At 41.9% G+C, this 17,709-nt stretch carries 13 protein-coding genes; 7 read left to right on the top strand and 6 right to left on the bottom strand.

The window, feature by feature from the left end:
- Nucleotides 1-321 precede the first annotated feature (321 nt).
- Nucleotides 322-2,697 (bottom strand): ATP-binding protein, encoded by a 2,376-nt coding sequence (locus tag GA520_RS26755; RefSeq protein ID WP_163340967.1) that lies wholly within the window; start codon nucleotides 2,695-2,697, stop codon nucleotides 322-324.
- 649 nt (nucleotides 2,698-3,346) lie between these two features.
- Here GA520_RS26755 and GA520_RS26760 point away from each other — a divergent pair.
- On the top strand, nucleotides 3,347-6,526 hold the full coding sequence (locus tag GA520_RS26760; protein WP_163340969.1) for a PAS domain S-box protein: 3,180 nt from the start codon (nucleotides 3,347-3,349) through the stop codon (nucleotides 6,524-6,526).
- Nucleotides 6,527-6,795: 269 nt separating this feature from the next.
- On the opposite strand, the gene GA520_RS26765 is transcribed toward GA520_RS26760, so the two are convergent.
- A complete protein-coding gene (locus GA520_RS26765) occupies nucleotides 6,796-8,343 on the bottom strand; it encodes a sigma-54-dependent Fis family transcriptional regulator (protein WP_163340971.1) in 1,548 nt (515 codons plus the stop codon).
- A 215-nt stretch (nucleotides 8,344-8,558) separates the two neighbouring features.
- Here GA520_RS26765 and GA520_RS26770 point away from each other — a divergent pair, with 215 nt between their 5' ends.
- From GA520_RS26770 to GA520_RS26795, 6 genes are all read left to right on the top strand, one after another.
- On the top strand, nucleotides 8,559-8,825 hold the full coding sequence (locus tag GA520_RS26770) for a hypothetical protein (protein ID WP_163340973.1): 267 nt from the start codon (nucleotides 8,559-8,561) through the stop codon (nucleotides 8,823-8,825).
- Between the two features lie 87 nt (nucleotides 8,826-8,912).
- Nucleotides 8,913-10,028, top strand: a complete 1,116-nt coding sequence (locus GA520_RS26775) for an IS110 family transposase (protein ID WP_163341231.1) — start codon at nucleotides 8,913-8,915, stop codon at nucleotides 10,026-10,028.
- Between the two features lie 347 nt (nucleotides 10,029-10,375).
- Nucleotides 10,376-10,933, top strand: coding sequence for a cyclopropane-fatty-acyl-phospholipid synthase family protein (locus GA520_RS26780; RefSeq protein WP_240910284.1), 558 nt, complete (start codon nucleotides 10,376-10,378; stop codon nucleotides 10,931-10,933).
- A gap of 306 nt (nucleotides 10,934-11,239) precedes the next feature.
- Nucleotides 11,240-12,097, top strand: a complete 858-nt coding sequence (locus GA520_RS26785) for an SDR family oxidoreductase (RefSeq protein WP_163341161.1) — start codon at nucleotides 11,240-11,242, stop codon at nucleotides 12,095-12,097.
- A 253-nt stretch (nucleotides 12,098-12,350) separates the two neighbouring features.
- A complete protein-coding gene (locus tag GA520_RS26790; protein ID WP_205749432.1) occupies nucleotides 12,351-13,061 on the top strand; it encodes a 4Fe-4S binding protein in 711 nt (236 codons plus the stop codon).
- A gap of 426 nt (nucleotides 13,062-13,487) precedes the next feature.
- Complete coding sequence (locus GA520_RS26795; protein WP_163341231.1) at nucleotides 13,488-14,603, top strand: IS110 family transposase; 1,116 nt, start codon at nucleotides 13,488-13,490, stop codon at nucleotides 14,601-14,603.
- A 460-nt stretch (nucleotides 14,604-15,063) separates the two neighbouring features.
- Here the strand turns inward: GA520_RS26795 and GA520_RS26800 are convergent, their stop codons facing one another.
- The 4 genes from GA520_RS26800 to GA520_RS26815 all read right to left on the bottom strand — a co-directional run bounded on the left by GA520_RS26800 (nucleotide 15,064) and on the right by GA520_RS26815 (nucleotide 17,667).
- Nucleotides 15,064-15,531, bottom strand: coding sequence for an MORN repeat-containing protein (locus GA520_RS26800; protein WP_163336947.1), 468 nt, complete (start codon nucleotides 15,529-15,531; stop codon nucleotides 15,064-15,066).
- A 113-nt stretch (nucleotides 15,532-15,644) separates the two neighbouring features.
- Complete coding sequence (locus GA520_RS26805) at nucleotides 15,645-16,529, bottom strand: transporter substrate-binding domain-containing protein (RefSeq protein ID WP_163336948.1); 885 nt, start codon at nucleotides 16,527-16,529, stop codon at nucleotides 15,645-15,647.
- Nucleotides 16,530-16,569: 40 nt separating this feature from the next.
- The gene (locus GA520_RS26810; RefSeq protein WP_163336949.1) at nucleotides 16,570-17,142 is read right to left on the bottom strand and encodes an MORN repeat-containing protein; all 573 of its coding nucleotides are present in this window, start codon (nucleotides 17,140-17,142) and stop codon (nucleotides 16,570-16,572) included.
- A 33-nt stretch (nucleotides 17,143-17,175) separates the two neighbouring features.
- Nucleotides 17,176-17,667 carry an MORN repeat-containing protein gene (locus tag GA520_RS26815; RefSeq protein WP_163336950.1) on the bottom strand — a complete coding sequence of 164 codons (492 nt, stop codon included), beginning with the start codon at nucleotides 17,665-17,667 and terminating at the stop codon, nucleotides 17,176-17,178.
- Between the last annotated feature and the right edge of the window lie 42 nt (nucleotides 17,668-17,709).

Raw genomic sequence — 17,709 nt, forward strand, 5'->3', positions numbered from 1 at the left:
TTTTTTCGAGTTGGCCCGGTGATACTGCAGATGGAAATCGACTGCCTGTGAGACTTTCATAATACACCTCCTGCGTTGGGGCTCAGGGCGTTAGTGCCTTGATCAATTATACCCCATGAGGTGATTCGTATGGACTGCTGGGGGCCTACCTGCACAGGAAGAAACATCTTCACATAAAGCTATTATCATCAGTCTTATATTCGCAGGTGAAATCTTTTATCTCAGATTATATGCCATCATTGATGGCAGGTTATAGATTCATGTATTTTATTGGTATGGATATAAATTCGAGGAAATTATGAATAGGATAATAGATAATTCCTAACTGCCAGATTTTGCTTCATCCAGAACATTTCGAACGGTATTAATCAGATCTGCTTTCCCTAACGGTTTCATTGCAAAAGACTTTATTCCCAATTCAGTTGCTCTGTTTTCATCCATACGGTCGCTGTGGCCAGTGCAGAGAATAATTGGTATGTCCGGACGAACTTGAATGACTTGTTTTGCCAATTCCTCTCCTGTTATTTCCGGCATGGCCATGTCGGTGATCACAAGATCGAATCGTCCAGGACTCTCTATAAACAACTTCAAGGCGTCGGCACTGCTTGTTTTGCCAACCACTTCATAGCCGGAACGTGTCAGCATTTTGGTGATCATTTTCACCAATGACGCTTCATCATCTATTAGCAAAATTCGTTCAGTTCCTGTCGTTAACGTTTCAGTTTCCATGCCACTAAGTATCGGTTGTTCATCAATCAGCGGAAAGAGCACTTCAACCGTTGTCCCTTTTCTGACTTCGCTTTCGATCTTTATTTCACCTTCATGTTTTTTAATAATACCATAGACAACCGCCAACCCCATGCCAAGTCCTTCATCAACATCCTTGGTGGTAAAATACGGTTCAAATATGCGGTCAATAATATCCGCTGAAATGCCGATTCCATTATCTGAAACAGTCAGCTTTACATAATCTCCTGGGCTGATATTCTCAAAACGCTCAGAAGATCGGGAGTTGAGCGTTTTGGTTTCAAGTGTCACTTTCAAGACGCCTTTTCCGTTAACCATGGCATGTGCGGAATTAGTGCAAAGATTAATAAGCACCTGACTGATCTCCGTTGGATCGCCCAATATCGTTTCGGTTGTACATGCAAGATTTGATTTGATTTCAATGTTGGCGGGTATTGTTTTTCTTAGGAGTCCCAGCGATTCATCGATAATTGTACGAATTTGTATTGGTTTTCTAGCTTCCAAGGTTTTTCGAGCAAAGCTCAAGAGCTTTCGAACAATGTCTTTGCTGCGCAGAGATGCGGTTCGGATTTCCTGAATACAGTGCGCTGCTGGGTTCCATTCAGGGATATCATCTAATGCAAGTTCCGTGTTTCCTATAATGACGCCCAGCATATTGTTAAACTCATGAGCGATTCCTCCCGCAAGTGTACCAAGGGATTCCATTTTTTGAGACTGTCGCAGTTTTTCCTCTGTTTCTTTTTTCTCTGTAATATCCTGTATGGTTCCGCGAACTTTATGGCCCTTAGGTCCAATTTCGGATTCTGGTTCGCAGATAGTATGAATCCATTTTTTTTCCCCCGATGAAAATTCGAGACTCAACTCGATATCATAGGGGGTACCATCTGTAATTGCACCATGGATGGCAGAAGAAAACTTTTTCCACCATTTGCCTTGATAGATATTCTTATATTCTTCAAGTGTATAGGGACCAAGATTTGGATCCCTTTCATATATTCGATAAATTTCCTCTGACCATTCCGGCACGCCGACCTCTGGATCTAGGGTCCACAAGCCAATTGATGCAATGCGTTGGGCCAGCTTTAAGTCAGTGTTTTTCTTTTCAAGAAGCATTTCAGAATTTTTTCGCTCGGTGATGTCAAATCCTGTGCTAATGAAGTATTCGCCAAAAGGAACACTGGTCATATAGAGGTACTGATCTGTCGCTGGATAATATGTTTCCCATGTGTGAGCAGTATTTGTCGTAAAAATCTTTTCCACTATTGGCATGAAGATTTCAGTTGTATCATATGAGAAAATCTCATCAGGGGTTTTCCCAAGTACTTCAGATCGTTTTCTATTCCAGGCTTTGAGGGCGGCGGGATTGGCTTCTATCAGTTGCCAGGTTTTGATTGAGCCATACTCATCACGAATAAGTTTCCAGAGATGGACCTCGTGCATTATATTCTCGAACAAGTTTCGGTATTTTTCTTCGCTCTCCTTCAGCACTTTCTCAGTTTTTTTCAGAACGCTAATATCCATAAAGGTAGTAATTACTTGACTGACTTGACCGTTTTCGTCGAACTCCGGGATAGCTGAGTCAAAAAACCACCTAGGTTCATCTTTGTCGTTACGTTTAACTCCTATAATTAAATTGTAAATTGGGCTTTTTGTCTTAAGAACCTGTGATACCGGATATTCATCAACAGGCATATGACTGCCGTCCTTTCGTAGAAATGTCCACGCGGGATCAGTCAACTGCTTTCCGAGTATCTGCTCGTCTGTTAAGCCAAGCATGATTTGTGCAGTCGTGTTGCTTTTGGTTACAGCTCCATCGCTTCCGTGAACAACTATCCCAGCCTGTATGCTCTCTATAAGGCGGTGAAGACTGCTTTGTTCTCGGAGTGTTTTGCTCGCCTCCAGCTCGCGAACTCGCTGCTCCAATTCTTCATCGGTTGGCTTTGTAGACATATTGGCTCCTACAGTCCAGGAAACTCATCACACATAGTCAGAACTGTTTGGTTTTTGATCAATCAAACATGCTCTCATAATGGTTAACATTATCAATATTCCATAGTACCACAGGTATTCTCGATATAACACAGACAACAAATCTTACAGCCTGAAACTAATTACCAAGACCGATGTAATACCAGTTCATCTGGAAGCAACTGTTTGTTACCCTGCCGGTTGTAACATCAAACAATTTAGAAAATATGGAAACATGATTTTTCGGTTGTATCTGGGAACCTCGGCTTGCCCATATTCCTAACAATAAAAAATGAATTTAGGAGATGACCTTCTCCATGAATGCCTACAGGGGTGCACGATATTACGATAGCAGAGAGTGGCATTGGCAATGTTAACCGAAATGATAAATTTCAGTGATTACCCTCTCTTTGTTATCTCTACTTTACAGTTGCTCCATTTTTAAGCGATCCTGGTGTTTCTAGTTAAGCCCTACCCTCCCAGGAATAATCTTCACAAAATCTCATATGGGCTTCTCGGATCTCATTTATTGGTTTATATCTGTATGAGTGGTGTGTAAATGCACGAGTATCGGTAAGAAAGAGTTTTGATAAAAAATATTAAGCACAAAACAAGAATGGCGTAGAAAGCAATGATTTCTCAACAAAGTGTCATATCAAAAAGACGATTAATGGTTTGCATACAATTTGTCATTGTTTTTTTCGTCTGCTCTTCGGCCTCAGGATATGGTGAAGGTGAACTCTCAGCTGAGGCAGTAGCCTGGCTCAAGGAAAACAATCATAAAATTCGTCTTGCTCCTGTACCAGAATACGCTCCTATAGATTTCAGAGATGACGATGGGGAATTTATTGGTTTGAGTCAAGACTATATAAGAGCCATTGAGGAGATGTATGATTTTCGCTTTAAGAGGGTAGCCGTTAAGAATTTTTCCGACTTGATCGAGAAGCTAAAAAATCGGGAGGTCGATCTAACCAGCTCAATCGGAATTAACGATAAAAGAAAAGAGTTCCTTCATTTTCATAAGCCACACGTTCGAGTCAAAAAAGTCATCATTACAAGGCAGTCAGTATTAGGGACAATCACTTGGGAAGATTTGACGGGCAGAAAGGTTGCCCTCGTCGATGGATATATTGTTAGTAATCTGATCAAAGAGAAATATCCGGATATAAATTTCCACATGGTTTCAAGTGAAAAGAATGGGCTAAAACATGTATCGTTGGGTGAATCCTATGCATTGATCATCGATCTTGGATCGGCGTCGTATAACTTGAAACAGATGGGAATCACTAATCTCAGGGTTGCCGGTGAGACAGAATTTTCATTTGATCTGCGGATAGCATCACGAAATGATTGGCCCTATCTCACTGAAATCATCCAGAAGGGGTTAGAGAACATATCTCCTGAACAGAGAGAGAACATCTACAATAAATGGGTATCTTTTACTGTGCCCCCATACTATTTAAGTAAGCAGTTCTGGATTATACTATTTTCTTTAATTCTAGTAATATCCCTAATTATTTTCTTGGGCTGGTATCTTAGAAATCGGTTGAGGAAGGAGGTGTTGCGCAGGACAAAGGAACTTCGCTCCAGTGAAGCAAAATTTCGGGCTCTTTTTGACCAAGCTGCAGATAATATTCTTTTACTTAAGCCCAAGAGTGATGGTTCTCTGATAATTATGGACATTAATCCAGCCGGAGCAGAACTGCATGGCTACACTCGTGGTGAGCTATACGGAAAAAATATCATAGTTCTCGATAAACATGTTTCAACTGAACAAATTGAAAAAATAGTTAGTGCACTTAACAGAGACGAGCTTGTTCGATTTGAAGTGGTGCATCAAAAGAAAGATGGAGGGGAAATTACCCTTGAGGTATCAGCAAAAAGAATTTTTATAGATGATGAGGTGTACTACCTGAGTGTGGAGCGTGACATTGGAGATAGAATTGAGCACCAAAAGGCTATAGAGGCACGTGACCGAGTATTTCGCCATGCAATGGACCTGCTCTGTGTCGCAAATAGCGAAGGCTATCTTACCGAAATTAATCCTGCATGGGAAAAAACTTTAGGATGGGATGAAGAGGAGTTAAAGGCCAAGCCTTTCATGGAGTTTATACACCCGGATGACAGAGACTCAACTAGTCTGGCTGCTTCAAAGCTTGCAAAGGGTGAAACAGCGATAGGTTTTGAAAACAGGTACCTCACTAAAGATGGGGAATATCGTGTTCTCTCCTGGAATACATATCCATACGCCAAAGATGGAACTATTTTCGGAACAGCCAGAGACGTAACAGAGCGGCGTCAACTCGAAAAGGAATACCGAAATCTTTTTAATCAAATGTTAGATGGGTTTGCCAATCATAAAATTATTTTAGATGAGCATGGTAAACCAGTTGATTATGTGTTTTTGAGCATTAATCCAGCTTTTACTGAAATGACAGGGCTTTCGGAAGAAGAACTAATTGGGAAAACAGTACTTGAGGTTATGCCAAATACAGAGCAGTACTGGTTAGATAAATATGGGAAGGTAGCTATTACTGGGGAGCCTATTCGTTTTGAGCAGTTTTCAAATGAATTAGATAAACACTTTGAAGTTCTGGCTTTTCAGTCGAAACAGAATCATTTCGCCACAATTTTCAGAGACATAACAGAGAGGAAACTTCTTGCCGACCAAGCGTTACAAAGCCAAAAGATGGAAGCAATGGGCACCTTGGCTGGAGGGATAGCGCATGATTTCAACAATCTCTTGGCGGTCATACTTGGCTATACGGATTTAACCTTAGATGATGATTCCTGTTCGAAGGAAGTGAAAAAAAACCTCCACCAAGTCACTGTGGCAGCAAATCGAGCAAAGCAACTTGTCCAGCAAATACTGTCTTTTAGTAGGAAGTCTACAGAGGAAAAGCAAATTGTCAGGATTCAGGCAGAAGTAGATGAGATGCTAAAACTCTTAAAGAACACTCTTCCTGTTACAATCAAGATATCTATAAACTATTGTGAAGAAGATTTGTTTGTATATGCAAACTCGACACATTTACATCAAATACTCATGAATATTTGCACAAATGCTTATTATGCAATGAGAGACGAAGGCGGTACACTTTCGATTAATGTCGAGGCAATAAATGTTGACTCTAAATTGACTTCCAAAATAATCGATCTTCGTGAGGGTCGGTATGGAAGGATCATTATTCGTGATACCGGTAAAGGAATACCCTCAATAATAATTAATCGTATTTTTGAGCCCTTTTTTACCACCAAAGGTACAGGTGAAGGAACAGGGATGGGCTTGGCTATGGTTCACGGAATTGTCAAGGATCATAGAGGGGCGATAGATGTTGAAAGTACGGTGGGTAAGGGTACTGCTTTTAGTATCTACCTGCCGTTGGCTGATGGTACTGATAATGAGGATTCAGTTTCAACTCATGATGAATTTCAATATGGAAACGGTCATATTCTTATAGTCGATGATGAGCCCATGATAGCCGAATTGATGGCGCGAACCTTGGAGGTGTCGGGATACTCAGTTACCACTGTGCTTAATGCAAAAGATGCCTTGAAAGAATTTCAAAAGAACCCAATGTCTTTTGACCTTGTTATAACAGACCAGACAATGCCAGGAATGACTGGTGGATTATTGACAAAAGAACTCCTAGTTATACGTAGCGATATACCAGTTGTTATTTGCACAGGGTACAGCGACATATTGGATCGCACCAAAGCACTAAAGTATGGAGCCAAAGAGTTGCTTATGAAGCCTGTAGACAGAACCCAACTTTCAATGGTTGTTGGCCAAATTCTTAGTGATAAATGAGACGCTAATTTTAAGATGGAAGTAGTTACCTCTTAAATCTGATATCTTTCATTATCAAGTTTGAATATTGTCTTACACCTTGACTGAAGTCTTTGGTTATCTTTCGTTTACAGTTGCTCCATTTCTGTGCAATTCATTTGAAATAGGCAGTTCTACCATCACAGGAAGAAGTGAAATCTGATTACTTGTAATTTAACGGTAGATAAGAATTAACAATGACTTTCTGTCACAGAGCACCTGCTACCCCTCTATGAGGTCAATAGCAATGGCTACTTTTTTTTAGGGAATTGAATGCCAAGCTTGCTCATCTTGGTGCGAAGAGTATTGGGATTCACCCCCAGGATTTCCCCAGCTCCTCCGGGGCCGTGAATTTTTCCTCCTGTCATTTTGAGCACACTTCTGATGTGTGCGGCTACCACGAGGTCCAGTTTTAAGGATTGCTCATTGCCTGCTGCTAAATTTTCCGAAGTTGGTCCTAAAGTGCTGGTTCTGATGTCATCAAAGCTCAGCGGTTCGCCTTGATGTAAAATCATTGCACGCTCCAACAGGTTCTCCAGCTCTCTAACGTTTCCAGGCCAAGTATAGGTTTGCAACACCTCAATGGCACCTTCCGCCAAGCGTGGTATTTTGCCAATCTTAAGTTCTTTAGCTTTGCGATCAATGAAGTAGTCTACCAGGGCCGGAATATCTTTCTTCCGTTCGCGCAATGGAGGAACGGCAATGGGAAAAACGTTAAGGCGAAACCAAAGATCCTCCCGAAAACGTCCCTCCCTCACTTCTTGATCGAGGTTCTTGTTTGTAGCTGCAATGATGCGGATATCTAATTTAATTAACTTGTTTCCGCCAATTCTTTCAATTTCGCGATTTTGCAAAACGCGAAGCAGGCGAATTTGAGCTTCAACTGGCATCTCTCCTATCTCATCAAGCAGGATAGTCCCCGTGTGGGCGCGCTCGAAACGGCCACGTTTTAGTGACAAAGCACCGGTGAATGCTCCCTTCTCATGGCCAAATAACTCACTGTCAATAAGTGATTCTGGAATCGCTCCACAATTCACAGGAATGAAAGGTCCTTTGCTGCGACGAGAAGCGAGATGTATCGCATTGGCGATTATATCTTTACCTGCGCCAGTCTCACCAGTCAGCAATACAGGGCTTTCGGTAGGAGCTACTTGGTTTACCTGCCGCATCACATCGCGCAGGCCAAAGTCGGCGCCAATCAGTTGATCACCCGAGATACGCCGAAGCTCGCTTTGCAAGAAGCGATTATCATCTTCAAGTGCACGGCTTCTGATCACCGTACGACGGTGTTTGAGTGCATTCAACAGAGTCAATACGAATGGCTCTTTCAGAATTCTCAACAGATCGGTTTGTTCTTTGGTGAAACACTTACCGTCTTCAGCAAAAACCGTCACCCCGCCAATCGGCATTTGTTCTCCAACAACAAAACCAAGTCCCATTGCAGGCGAATATGGCTCTTTTAAAAAATCGAAGATGTGTTTGGCGAACGTATCGGGCTCCTCGAATGAAAACATCTGATCTCCCAAAGAACGAACGTGGTTTTCATACTCAATAAACTGAGAATGGTGTTCTGGAGGAACTGACATATTGAGATCAAGCTTTACCACTTTGTAAACGTCTGCCTTGGCTATGAAATTCATGGACTGTGTCTCGGGATATTCTAAGTGAAGATACATCCTTCTGACAGGAATAAAGCTGCGGAAATACAAAAAACAGGATTGTATAACTTTCTCGACTTCGAGATGACTACAAATCTGTATTGTACCTTCGCGGAAAATGTTTTCTTCGTCTAAAGCCATTCTACAACCCCTAGCAAGGGGCCCCCATTCGGTAGATCAAGTAAATTGTTACTGTATACCACAAAAACATATTGTTGTATATCGTAACAACTAATCTAATGAATCTCTCAAGTCCCTAAAATATTGTACTATTCTAATTTGGCACAAAATTAGAATAGTACCTCTTCAACTAGCTTGGGTTTTGAATATTTATTTGATAACCAAAAATGGAGAGAATGATGTTTGAAAAATTAAAGGAAATAAATGCACGTCCAAAACCATTTGAATTCTATACTGCTGAGGAATTGTGGACAAATGAACACACGGCAACACAAATGCTTCAGTATCATTTGAACGATGACATTGAAGCATCGAGTAGAAATAGTATTTTTATTAAGAAGTCATGCGAATGGATTGCAGACAACTTTGATGTTAAGGGCAAAAAGGTAATCGACTTCGGTTGTGGACCAGGTCTTTATGCGTCAAGACTTGCACAGACATAATGTCTGACAGGGCACGAATCATCCCAACTCCTGTTAAGATAGATTGTAACAGCACGTTACAAGAATCCTATAACAAGGAGGGGAGCCATGAGGAATAATCACCGGACTAAATTTGTTGGAATGGATGTACATCAAAGAACAATAGCCATCGCTCTCGCAAATGATGGTTCTGATGGAGAAGTTAGGCTTTATGGTACAATCAGTAATACAAGAGAGGCGATTGACAAGGTAATTAGAAAGCTTGTCTCTACAGGTGCAGAGCTGCATTTTGTTTATGAAGCGGGACCTTGTGGTTTTGGGCTCTATCGCCATCTCACTGGCAATGGTTTTAAATGTATAGTAGCAGCCCCGTCCATGATTCCAAAGAAGGTTGGGGTTCGGATTAAAAATGATAACCGTGATGCGATCTCTCTTGCCCGCCTACTCAGAGCAGGAGAACTCACTTCCATTTATGTGCCTGATACAGAAGATGAAGCAATACGAGATTTAACCAGGGCACGAAATGATGCCAAAAATGCTGAGCGAAAAGCGAAACAGCGCTTGCATAGTTTTCTGTTGCGCCATGAATTTATTTATCCTGGGAAAACGAAATGGATCAAATCCCACTTTATATGGTTGGCACAACTTAAAATGAAACATCCTGCCCAGCAGATTGCTTTTCAAGAGTACATCGATGCTGTCAAGGAATGTACCGAGAGAATCACCAGGCTTGACGAAGAGATATTAAAAGCAGCTAATGAATGGAGATGGGGGCCTACTGTAAAAGCCCTTCAGGCTTTACGTGGAGTATCTCTGCTTACTGCAGTAAATATTGTGGCAGAAATAGGAGATTTTAACCGTTTCCAAAACCCAAAGGAGTTGATGGCGTACCTCGGCCTTGTTCCTTCGGAACACTCCAGTGGTGATCGGATAAGAAGAGGCGGCATTACCAAGACAGGTAATTCTCATGCCCGGAGAATATGCGTCGAAAGTGCTTGGGCATACCGTTATCAGGCTAGAGTCACACAATTATTACTCAAACGTCATGAAGGCCTTCCAAGAGATATTCTACAGATAGCCTGGAAGGCTCAACTACGATTGTGCACCCGATTTAGAAGGCTAAGAGCAAGAGGAAAAGTAACCCAGGTAGTTGTTGTCGCTATTGCGCGGGAACTTGTAGGCTTTATGTGGGATATTGCCCGTCGCATCCCTGCTGTTGCGTAAAAAATCAAACAAAGAAGGAGGTATGTAAAACAATCAATATATCGTTTTCATGATGTTGGCAGAGGCGCAGTCTCGGTATGGAGAATCCTCGTTCTTCCTGGTGAATGCACCTTGAAAACTTCAGAATACAGAGAGAGGCAGCTCCACGACGAAGCTTTGTCTGGCGGTAGCCAACCCGCGATTATCAGGCGCTCAACCGTCGTTTAAAAAGGCTCCGCCTCTGTTAATGTCATGAAACGTTAATAGCCTGCGGCAAAACAGGAAATGGGGTGGTTTGTCCTACTTGACACTGTCAGACATATCAGGAAGGTGCTTTCGTCACCGGCATCGACTTTTCAGCAAATTCGATCAAACATGCACGAGATGAAGCAAATAAAAACGGATTACATATCGACTACATAGTTTCTGATTATCTGGACTTCGAAACTACTGAGAAGTTCGACCTTATTATAATGATTATGTGCGATTTCTGCGCTTTGGGTCCAGCTCAAAGAAATGTTTTGCTTAGCAAATTCAAATCAATACTCAAGCCTGAGGGTTCCATCTTGATGGATGTCTATTCTCTGAATAGTTTTGAGGAAAAAATTGAAGATGCAGCATATGAAAAGAATCAGCTTTTCGGCTTCTGGAGCCCAAATGATTATTACGCTTTCGTTAACACCTTTAAATATGAAAATGAGAAGGTTGTGCTGGACAAATACACAATCTTTGAAGCAAACAAAGGCGATAGAATCGTCTATAACTGGCTTCAGCACTTCAGTGTTGATGCACTGCAAGCTGAGTTCGAAATTCACGGATTGGATATCAAGATGAGGTTGGGTAACGTAGCCGGAGATGAATTTTGCTCTTGTAAAGATGAGTTTGCTGTTATAGCAGGTCATTCAACAAACAATAGGCCAAAGTAGTCGCATATTGTTCTCACAAACGGGGTCTGACCTAAGCTGCAGGGAGGTTCCATGAAAGTTGAAGAATTAACAAAATTTGGTGTAAAACTCGAAATGCCAAATGATGTGGTTAAAAAACAAGCGGCAATCATTCCTTTTCATCTGAAGAACTTACATCAATGATAAGAGATGCTGGTTTTTCGATTAAGGCATCGAAGGTAATTGGTCACAAAACAAAGGCCTTGTACATCATTGGCCAAAAAGACAAGAACGAATAACAAAGTGCTTGCAGTCGGGCGCGTATCTTTGGCTGGAATTGGGGGCAATATGCAAAGAATTTTATTGGCTGGATCAACGGGTTATTTGGGAAGCTATATAGCAAAGGAACTTCAAAAAAGAACCTGCTTTTTTAGGGCGATTGCTCGAGATACAGAAAAACTGAAGCAAAATGACATTGAAGCCAGCGAGGTGCTTAAGGTAGAATTGACTGATCCAAATTCCATTAACGAGTGCTGCAAAGATATCGATGTAGTTATTTCAACTGTTGGCATTACAAGGCAGAAAGATGGCCTAACCTATATGGATGTAGATTATCAAGCCAATATGAATTTGCTGAAAGAAGCCAAAAAAAGTGGAGTTAAAAAATTTATTTATGTTTCAGCTCTAAACTCTGAAAAGCTCAGGAATCTGAAAATATGCGACGCAAAGGAGATGTTTGTTGAGCAGTTGAAGAAGTCAGAACTCGATTATTGTATTGTTCGCCCAAATGGCTTTTTCTCTGATATAGCAGAATTTTTTAACATGGCAAAAAGAGGGAGAGTATATCTTTTTGGAAATGGAGAGCTGAGATCGAATCCTATCCATGGTGAAGACTTGGCGACTGTTTGCGTCGATACTATCGATTGGCCTGATAAAGAAGTTGAAATAGGAGGCCCTGAGACACTCACTCAAAATGATATTGCATTGCTTGCCTTTGATATTTTGGGCACGAAACCGAGAATAACTCATATTCCAGACTGGGTAAGAGTTATAGTCCTCAAAATGGTCAGGGCGCTTACAGGAAGCAAGGTTTATGGTCCCGTTGAATTTTTCATGACAGTCATGGCAATGGATATGCTTGCCCCTGAATATGGTAAACACACGTTAAGAGAATACTTCAGAAGTTTAAATAACACCAACTCATAACACACCAAAAGAATATACAGCCATGGACCAGTATACAGGAAAAATAAAAAAGCTAAGGGCTCCCTTAATTGTTTTTCTTTCATTTTGGGCCATTGCCATTGTTTTATGGAAAACCACAGGGAATATTTTTTTTCTATTCAATTTTGGCTACATTGGGACTGCCGTCTGTGCTGGAATAGGCCTATATGTATTGCTTCCAAGAAAAAAGAAACCTACAGGTAGACGTTTTGCTCAATTGCTCATTGGGATCTATATGTTGGGCTTTCTTGGGGTTATCAAAACAGAAAACATGCAACTTGAAGGCTTCTTTTTTTACCTGCTTTCCGGATATTTTTCCGGCTCCGTAATTCATTATTTGGTAGCAAAAATATTTGGGCCGATTTTGTTTGGGAGAGGTTTTTGCGGTTGGGCGTGCTGGACTGCAATGACGCTTGACTTTTTACCGTATAAAAGAAACAAGGCAGGCAGGCTAGCCGAAAATTGGGAGTTCTTGAGATATATCCATTTTGGGTTCAGCCTTTTTTTAGTACTGGTATTCTGGTTCCTTTATGAATATCGTCCCACCCCCATGAGCAAATCAGAGTTGGCATGGCTCGTTGGCGGGAATACATTTTATTTTGTCTCCGCATTCATTCTTGCACTTACACTCAAGGATAATCGAGCTTTTTGTAAATATCTTTGTCCAATAACCGTCATACTGAAATTTACATCAAAATTTGCCTTTCTCAAAATTGAAGGGATCAAAGAGGACTGTACACAGTGCGGATCCTGTAACGCAGCGTGTCCGATGGATATCAACATCATGGAGTACGTCAAAAATGGTGAGAGAGTGCTCTCTACCGAATGCATATACTGTTTGACGTGTACAACCGTTTGCCCGGAGACAATACTCGATGACACCTTCAAAATGGATATTGGCGGCAAGGAACATATTCGCCGTATTGAAATCACAGAACAAGGCTAATGCAGCCGATGCTAAAAGCCGTTCGGCTGCATTAGCGATGCTACCACTGCCGCATCGAATGTAGGAGTATCCATTCAATACCTCCAATTTAGGTTTTTCTGAATTTAGAAAAATACGCTTTTCCAAAAACCTAACAATAAAAGGATGGTCTAAGGTAAGAGCTTCTCCATGAGATGTTACTAGAACGCACAATATCACATTGGCAGAGACTCGCATTGGCAAGGTCAACCATTTAAGCAAATCTGTAATTTAGGACTATTCCTGTGCATCCACCGTTTCACGATAGTTTTGGTGGGTAGCCCTTTTCTGATTATCAATTTTTGACCTGCACAGACATAATGTCTGACAGGGCACGAATCATCCCAACTCCTGTTAAGATAGATTGTAACAGCACGTTACAAGAATCCTATAACAAGGAGGGGAGCCATGAGGAATAATCACCGGACTAAATTTGTTGGAATGGATGTACATCAAAGAACAATAGCCATCGCTCTCGCAAATGATGGTTCTGATGGAGAAGTTAGGCTTTATGGTACAATCAGTAATACAAGAGAGGCGATTGACAAGGTAATTAGAAAGCTTGTCTCTACAGGTGCAGAGCTGCATTTTGTTTATGAAGCGGGACCTTGTGGTTTTGGGCTCTATCGCCATCTCACTGGCAATGGTTTTAAATGTATAGTAGCAGCCCCGTCCATGATTCCAAAGAAGGTTGGGGTTCGGATTAAAAATGATAACCGTGATGCGATCTCTCTTGCCCGCCTACTCAGAGCAGGAGAACTCACTTCCATTTATGTGCCTGATACAGAAGATGAAGCAATACGAGATTTAACCAGGGCACGAAATGATGCCAAAAATGCTGAGCGAAAAGCGAAACAGCGCTTGCATAGTTTTCTGTTGCGCCATGAATTTATTTATCCTGGGAAAACGAAATGGATCAAATCCCACTTTATATGGTTGGCACAACTTAAAATGAAACATCCTGCCCAGCAGATTGCTTTTCAAGAGTACATCGATGCTGTCAAGGAATGTACCGAGAGAATCACCAGGCTTGACGAAGAGATATTAAAAGCAGCTAATGAATGGAGATGGGGGCCTACTGTAAAAGCCCTTCAGGCTTTACGTGGAGTATCTCTGCTTACTGCAGTAAATATTGTGGCAGAAATAGGAGATTTTAACCGTTTCCAAAACCCAAAGGAGTTGATGGCGTACCTCGGCCTTGTTCCTTCGGAACACTCCAGTGGTGATCGGATAAGAAGAGGCGGCATTACCAAGACAGGTAATTCTCATGCCCGGAGAATATGCGTCGAAAGTGCTTGGGCATACCGTTATCAGGCTAGAGTCACACAATTATTACTCAAACGTCATGAAGGCCTTCCAAGAGATATTCTACAGATAGCCTGGAAGGCTCAACTACGATTGTGCACCCGATTTAGAAGGCTAAGAGCAAGAGGAAAAGTAACCCAGGTAGTTGTTGTCGCTATTGCGCGGGAACTTGTAGGCTTTATGTGGGATATTGCCCGTCGCATCCCTGCTGTTGCGTAAAAAATCAAACAAAGAAGGAGGTATGTAAAACAATCAATATATCGTTTTCATGATGTTGGCAGAGGCGCAGTCTCGGTATGGAGAATCCTCGTTCTTCCTGGTGAATGCACCTTGAAAACTTCAGAATACAGAGAGAGGCAGCTCCACGACGAAGCTTTGTCTGGCGGTAGCCAACCCGCGATTATCAGGCGCTCAACCGTCGTTTAAAAAGGCTCCGCCTCTGTTAATGTCATGAAACGTTAATAGCCTGCGGCAAAACAGGAAATGGGGTGGTTTGTCCTACTTGACACTGTCAGACATATCAGGAAGTAGTTAAATATGAGGTTGATAAAATATTTTCATATCTTGGATGCGGCAATATTAACCCCTTATGTCACGATTGCACAAAACTATACCGCTTCCGCTATAGAGCTTTGGACTGAATCACCACCACTATCATAGTGGTAGTTTACTGCAGACCCTATTTAACAGGTTTCTTCCACCTGTGGCCCGAGGGCGGGCTTACCGAAGATTGATTTGATTTGACTTCAGATTTCTGCTGATGAGTAATTTCTGTGTACGACACCCGTTTTCCCATCTCCCACACCTCAGCATATTTCTTCCCATCAGGAAATGTCCTAGTCCCCTGACCATTTTTTTTGCCCTCTTTCCATTCCCCCACATATCTCTGCCCATCAAGCCATGTATGAGTCCCTTGCCCTTTCACTACGCCGTTTTCAAATTTTCCCTCATATTTCTGACCATTAGGCCATGTATAAGTCCCTTGCCCTTCCACTACGTTCTCTTTCCATTCCCCCACATATTTCTCCCCATTAGGAAATGTCATAGCCCCCCGACCATTCTGGCAATCACCGGAAACGCATTCCCCTGCACCAGATGAAAGTGCTGTCAGCAATAGAGCCAGTATGGCAAAAAAAAGATATTTCATCGTTTTCTCCAAGAGTAGTGTTCGAGTGATGGTGGTACTACAAGAGAATAGGATAGTGCAGCTCCAATTCCCAAAAAAATGAATGTAATCTTTTCCAAAATGAGACGTTGTGCTTATTGGGTCAGCGTATAAAAAAAACTTTGAAACCAAGTCGGATCCTTGAACCATTTATATTCAATTTTATTGAATGTTCCGTCCTGCTTGATTTTAGTGATATACGTTGTGAGCCAAATGCCAAGCTCAGAATCGTTTTTTCGATACCCTATTCCTAGAGTGTTCTCAGTAAGCAGATCCGGTAAAATAGTGTGTGGTTCGGGTGCAAGTTTTAACATCACAATAGAGTTGCTTGCATAGTTAGCAATCAGTGCATCAACCAGTTGACTACCCATGGCATTGGCGCATTCATGTATGTCACTATATGGAACTAACTTTGCGTTCGGCAATTTAGTTTTCGCTAATTGCTCGCTATAGTAGTAGCCTTTGACAAAAGCAACCGAGTATCGTTCATTGTTAAGATCATTATACGTCTTAATCTTTGCTGAATCTTTGCTGCGAATCAAGACAGACTCTCCCATAATGAAATACGGCACAAAACTTATTGTTTGTTTTCTCTCTTCAGTGATTTCCATTCCTGTAAGGATAATATCGATTCTATTTGAAATAAGGCTCTGAATAAGATCCTCCCATTCAAGGCTAACCAGCTCTAACTTGACATTCATTGCATTGGTTATCTCGGTTGCTAGCTCAACATCAAAGCCAATGAGTTCTCCAGTAGGTGTAGGTACTTCAAATGGCAAATATCCGGGGGTAAGACCAACGCGAAGCGTACCACGCGTGAGAATGTCTTGAGGTGCTGAACCTTGAAAAATTGGTGCATCCGAGGATGGTTTTTTCCATTTACGTCCGGAAGAACTGTGTGCAACCTGAAAAAACAATAGTACAAAAGCAGTGATAATTATAAATGAAGTCGGAATTAAAACAGATCTCACCCTATGCATAGTTGTATCCTCTGTTAGTTGAGTAGTCGAGTTGTTTCAATCAATCAGCCTTCTTCCAGCGACGCTTTAAGGGGGAGCTTGGTGATTGCAAATTATTTTTTTTACTGGACTGACTAGCTTGTGATTGTTTGACCTGTTCCCCTTGGGTTACCTCTATACTTGATAGAAGTTCCCCCATGTCATACTCCTGGGTAAAAATCGCTCCATCGACTCTTCTCAGAAATTTTACCGTCCCATTGGAAACTCCGTCTACATACTCACCGACGTACTCATCCCCATTTGGCATCGTAAGCGTTGCTTGACCGTGCCATTTGCCATTCTTATATTGCCCAACATACTTCATTCCATTTGGCTTCGTAAGAGTTCCCTGACCGTGCCATATACCGTTCTTGTATTGCCCAACATACTTCATCCCATCGGAGTAAGTGATCGCCCCCTGACCATGTAATGCAGTGTCATTGAATTGCCCAACATATATACTGCCATCTTCAAAGTTAACGGTTCCATACCCACCTTGGCAATCACCTGAAACACACTTGCCCCTGCTTGATCCCGCATAGCATTCATGTGTTGCAAGAAAACAAACTATAACGATAAGAAAGATAGATTTCATTTTTGTCTCCTCAAACAGTTAGTGTACCTAGTTCTAATTTGCTTTCTTCCAGCGACGCCCGGATGGGAGACTTGATGGTGCCGCTACGGCCGGCACAGATGGCGTATTACTTGTAGCTTGAACCGGTGTTGAACTCTGTGCGGATAGTCTCTCTTCTGAAACCAGCTGTCCCATATTGAGTACCTGAGAAGATCTATCTCCATTGGGGTAGGTGTATATTCCTTGACCATGTGCCAGATTATTTTGCCAACCACCAGTAAATTGATATCCACCTGGCCACACGTAGGTTCCCTGGCCATGTTTTTTATTGTATCTCCAACCACCCGAGTACTGCTCGCCACTCGAATAAACGTAGGTCCCATAGCCGTGTTTTTGCTCATTCTGCCAATCACCAGTATATTGCTCACCGTCATTCCATTGATAGGTTCCGCGGCCAGTGACGTAATTTCCGGAGACGCATCCGGCTGAATGGCATTCTCCGGACGAAAGGATCACTGCTAGCGCTAAGATAACCAAATATTTCATAAGTCTCTCCTTATGACCGTAGGTATATTATATCTTCCGAGT

The organism is Desulfopila sp. IMCC35008, from assembly GCF_010646885.2.
Classification (GTDB): Bacteria; Desulfobacterota; Desulfobulbia; order Desulfobulbales; family Desulfocapsaceae; genus Desulfopila.

Excerpts from the sequence above, each read along its gene's own strand:
- GA520_RS26795 (WP_163341231.1), top strand. The coding sequence starts at position 13,488 with ATGAGGAATAATCACCGGACTAAATTTGTTGGAATGGATGTACATCAA.
- GA520_RS26785 (WP_163341161.1), top strand. The coding sequence starts at position 11,240 with ATGCAAAGAATTTTATTGGCTGGATCAACGGGTTATTTGGGAAGCTAT.
- GA520_RS26755 (WP_163340967.1), bottom strand. The coding sequence starts at position 2,697 with ATGTCTACAAAGCCAACCGATGAAGAATTGGAGCAGCGAGTTCGCGAG.
- GA520_RS26810 (WP_163336949.1), bottom strand. The coding sequence starts at position 17,142 with ATGAAATCTATCTTTCTTATCGTTATAGTTTGTTTTCTTGCAACACAT.
- GA520_RS26790 (WP_205749432.1), top strand. The coding sequence starts at position 12,351 with ATGTTGGGCTTTCTTGGGGTTATCAAAACAGAAAACATGCAACTTGAA.
- GA520_RS26760 (WP_163340969.1), top strand. The coding sequence starts at position 3,347 with ATGATTTCTCAACAAAGTGTCATATCAAAAAGACGATTAATGGTTTGC.
- GA520_RS26815 (WP_163336950.1), bottom strand. The coding sequence starts at position 17,667 with ATGAAATATTTGGTTATCTTAGCGCTAGCAGTGATCCTTTCGTCCGGA.
- GA520_RS26775 (WP_163341231.1), top strand. The coding sequence starts at position 8,913 with ATGAGGAATAATCACCGGACTAAATTTGTTGGAATGGATGTACATCAA.
- GA520_RS26765 (WP_163340971.1), bottom strand. The coding sequence starts at position 8,343 with ATGGCTTTAGACGAAGAAAACATTTTCCGCGAAGGTACAATACAGATT.
- GA520_RS26805 (WP_163336948.1), bottom strand. The coding sequence starts at position 16,529 with ATGCATAGGGTGAGATCTGTTTTAATTCCGACTTCATTTATAATTATC.
- GA520_RS26800 (WP_163336947.1), bottom strand. The coding sequence starts at position 15,531 with ATGAAATATCTTTTTTTTGCCATACTGGCTCTATTGCTGACAGCACTT.
- GA520_RS26770 (WP_163340973.1), top strand. The coding sequence starts at position 8,559 with ATGATGTTTGAAAAATTAAAGGAAATAAATGCACGTCCAAAACCATTT.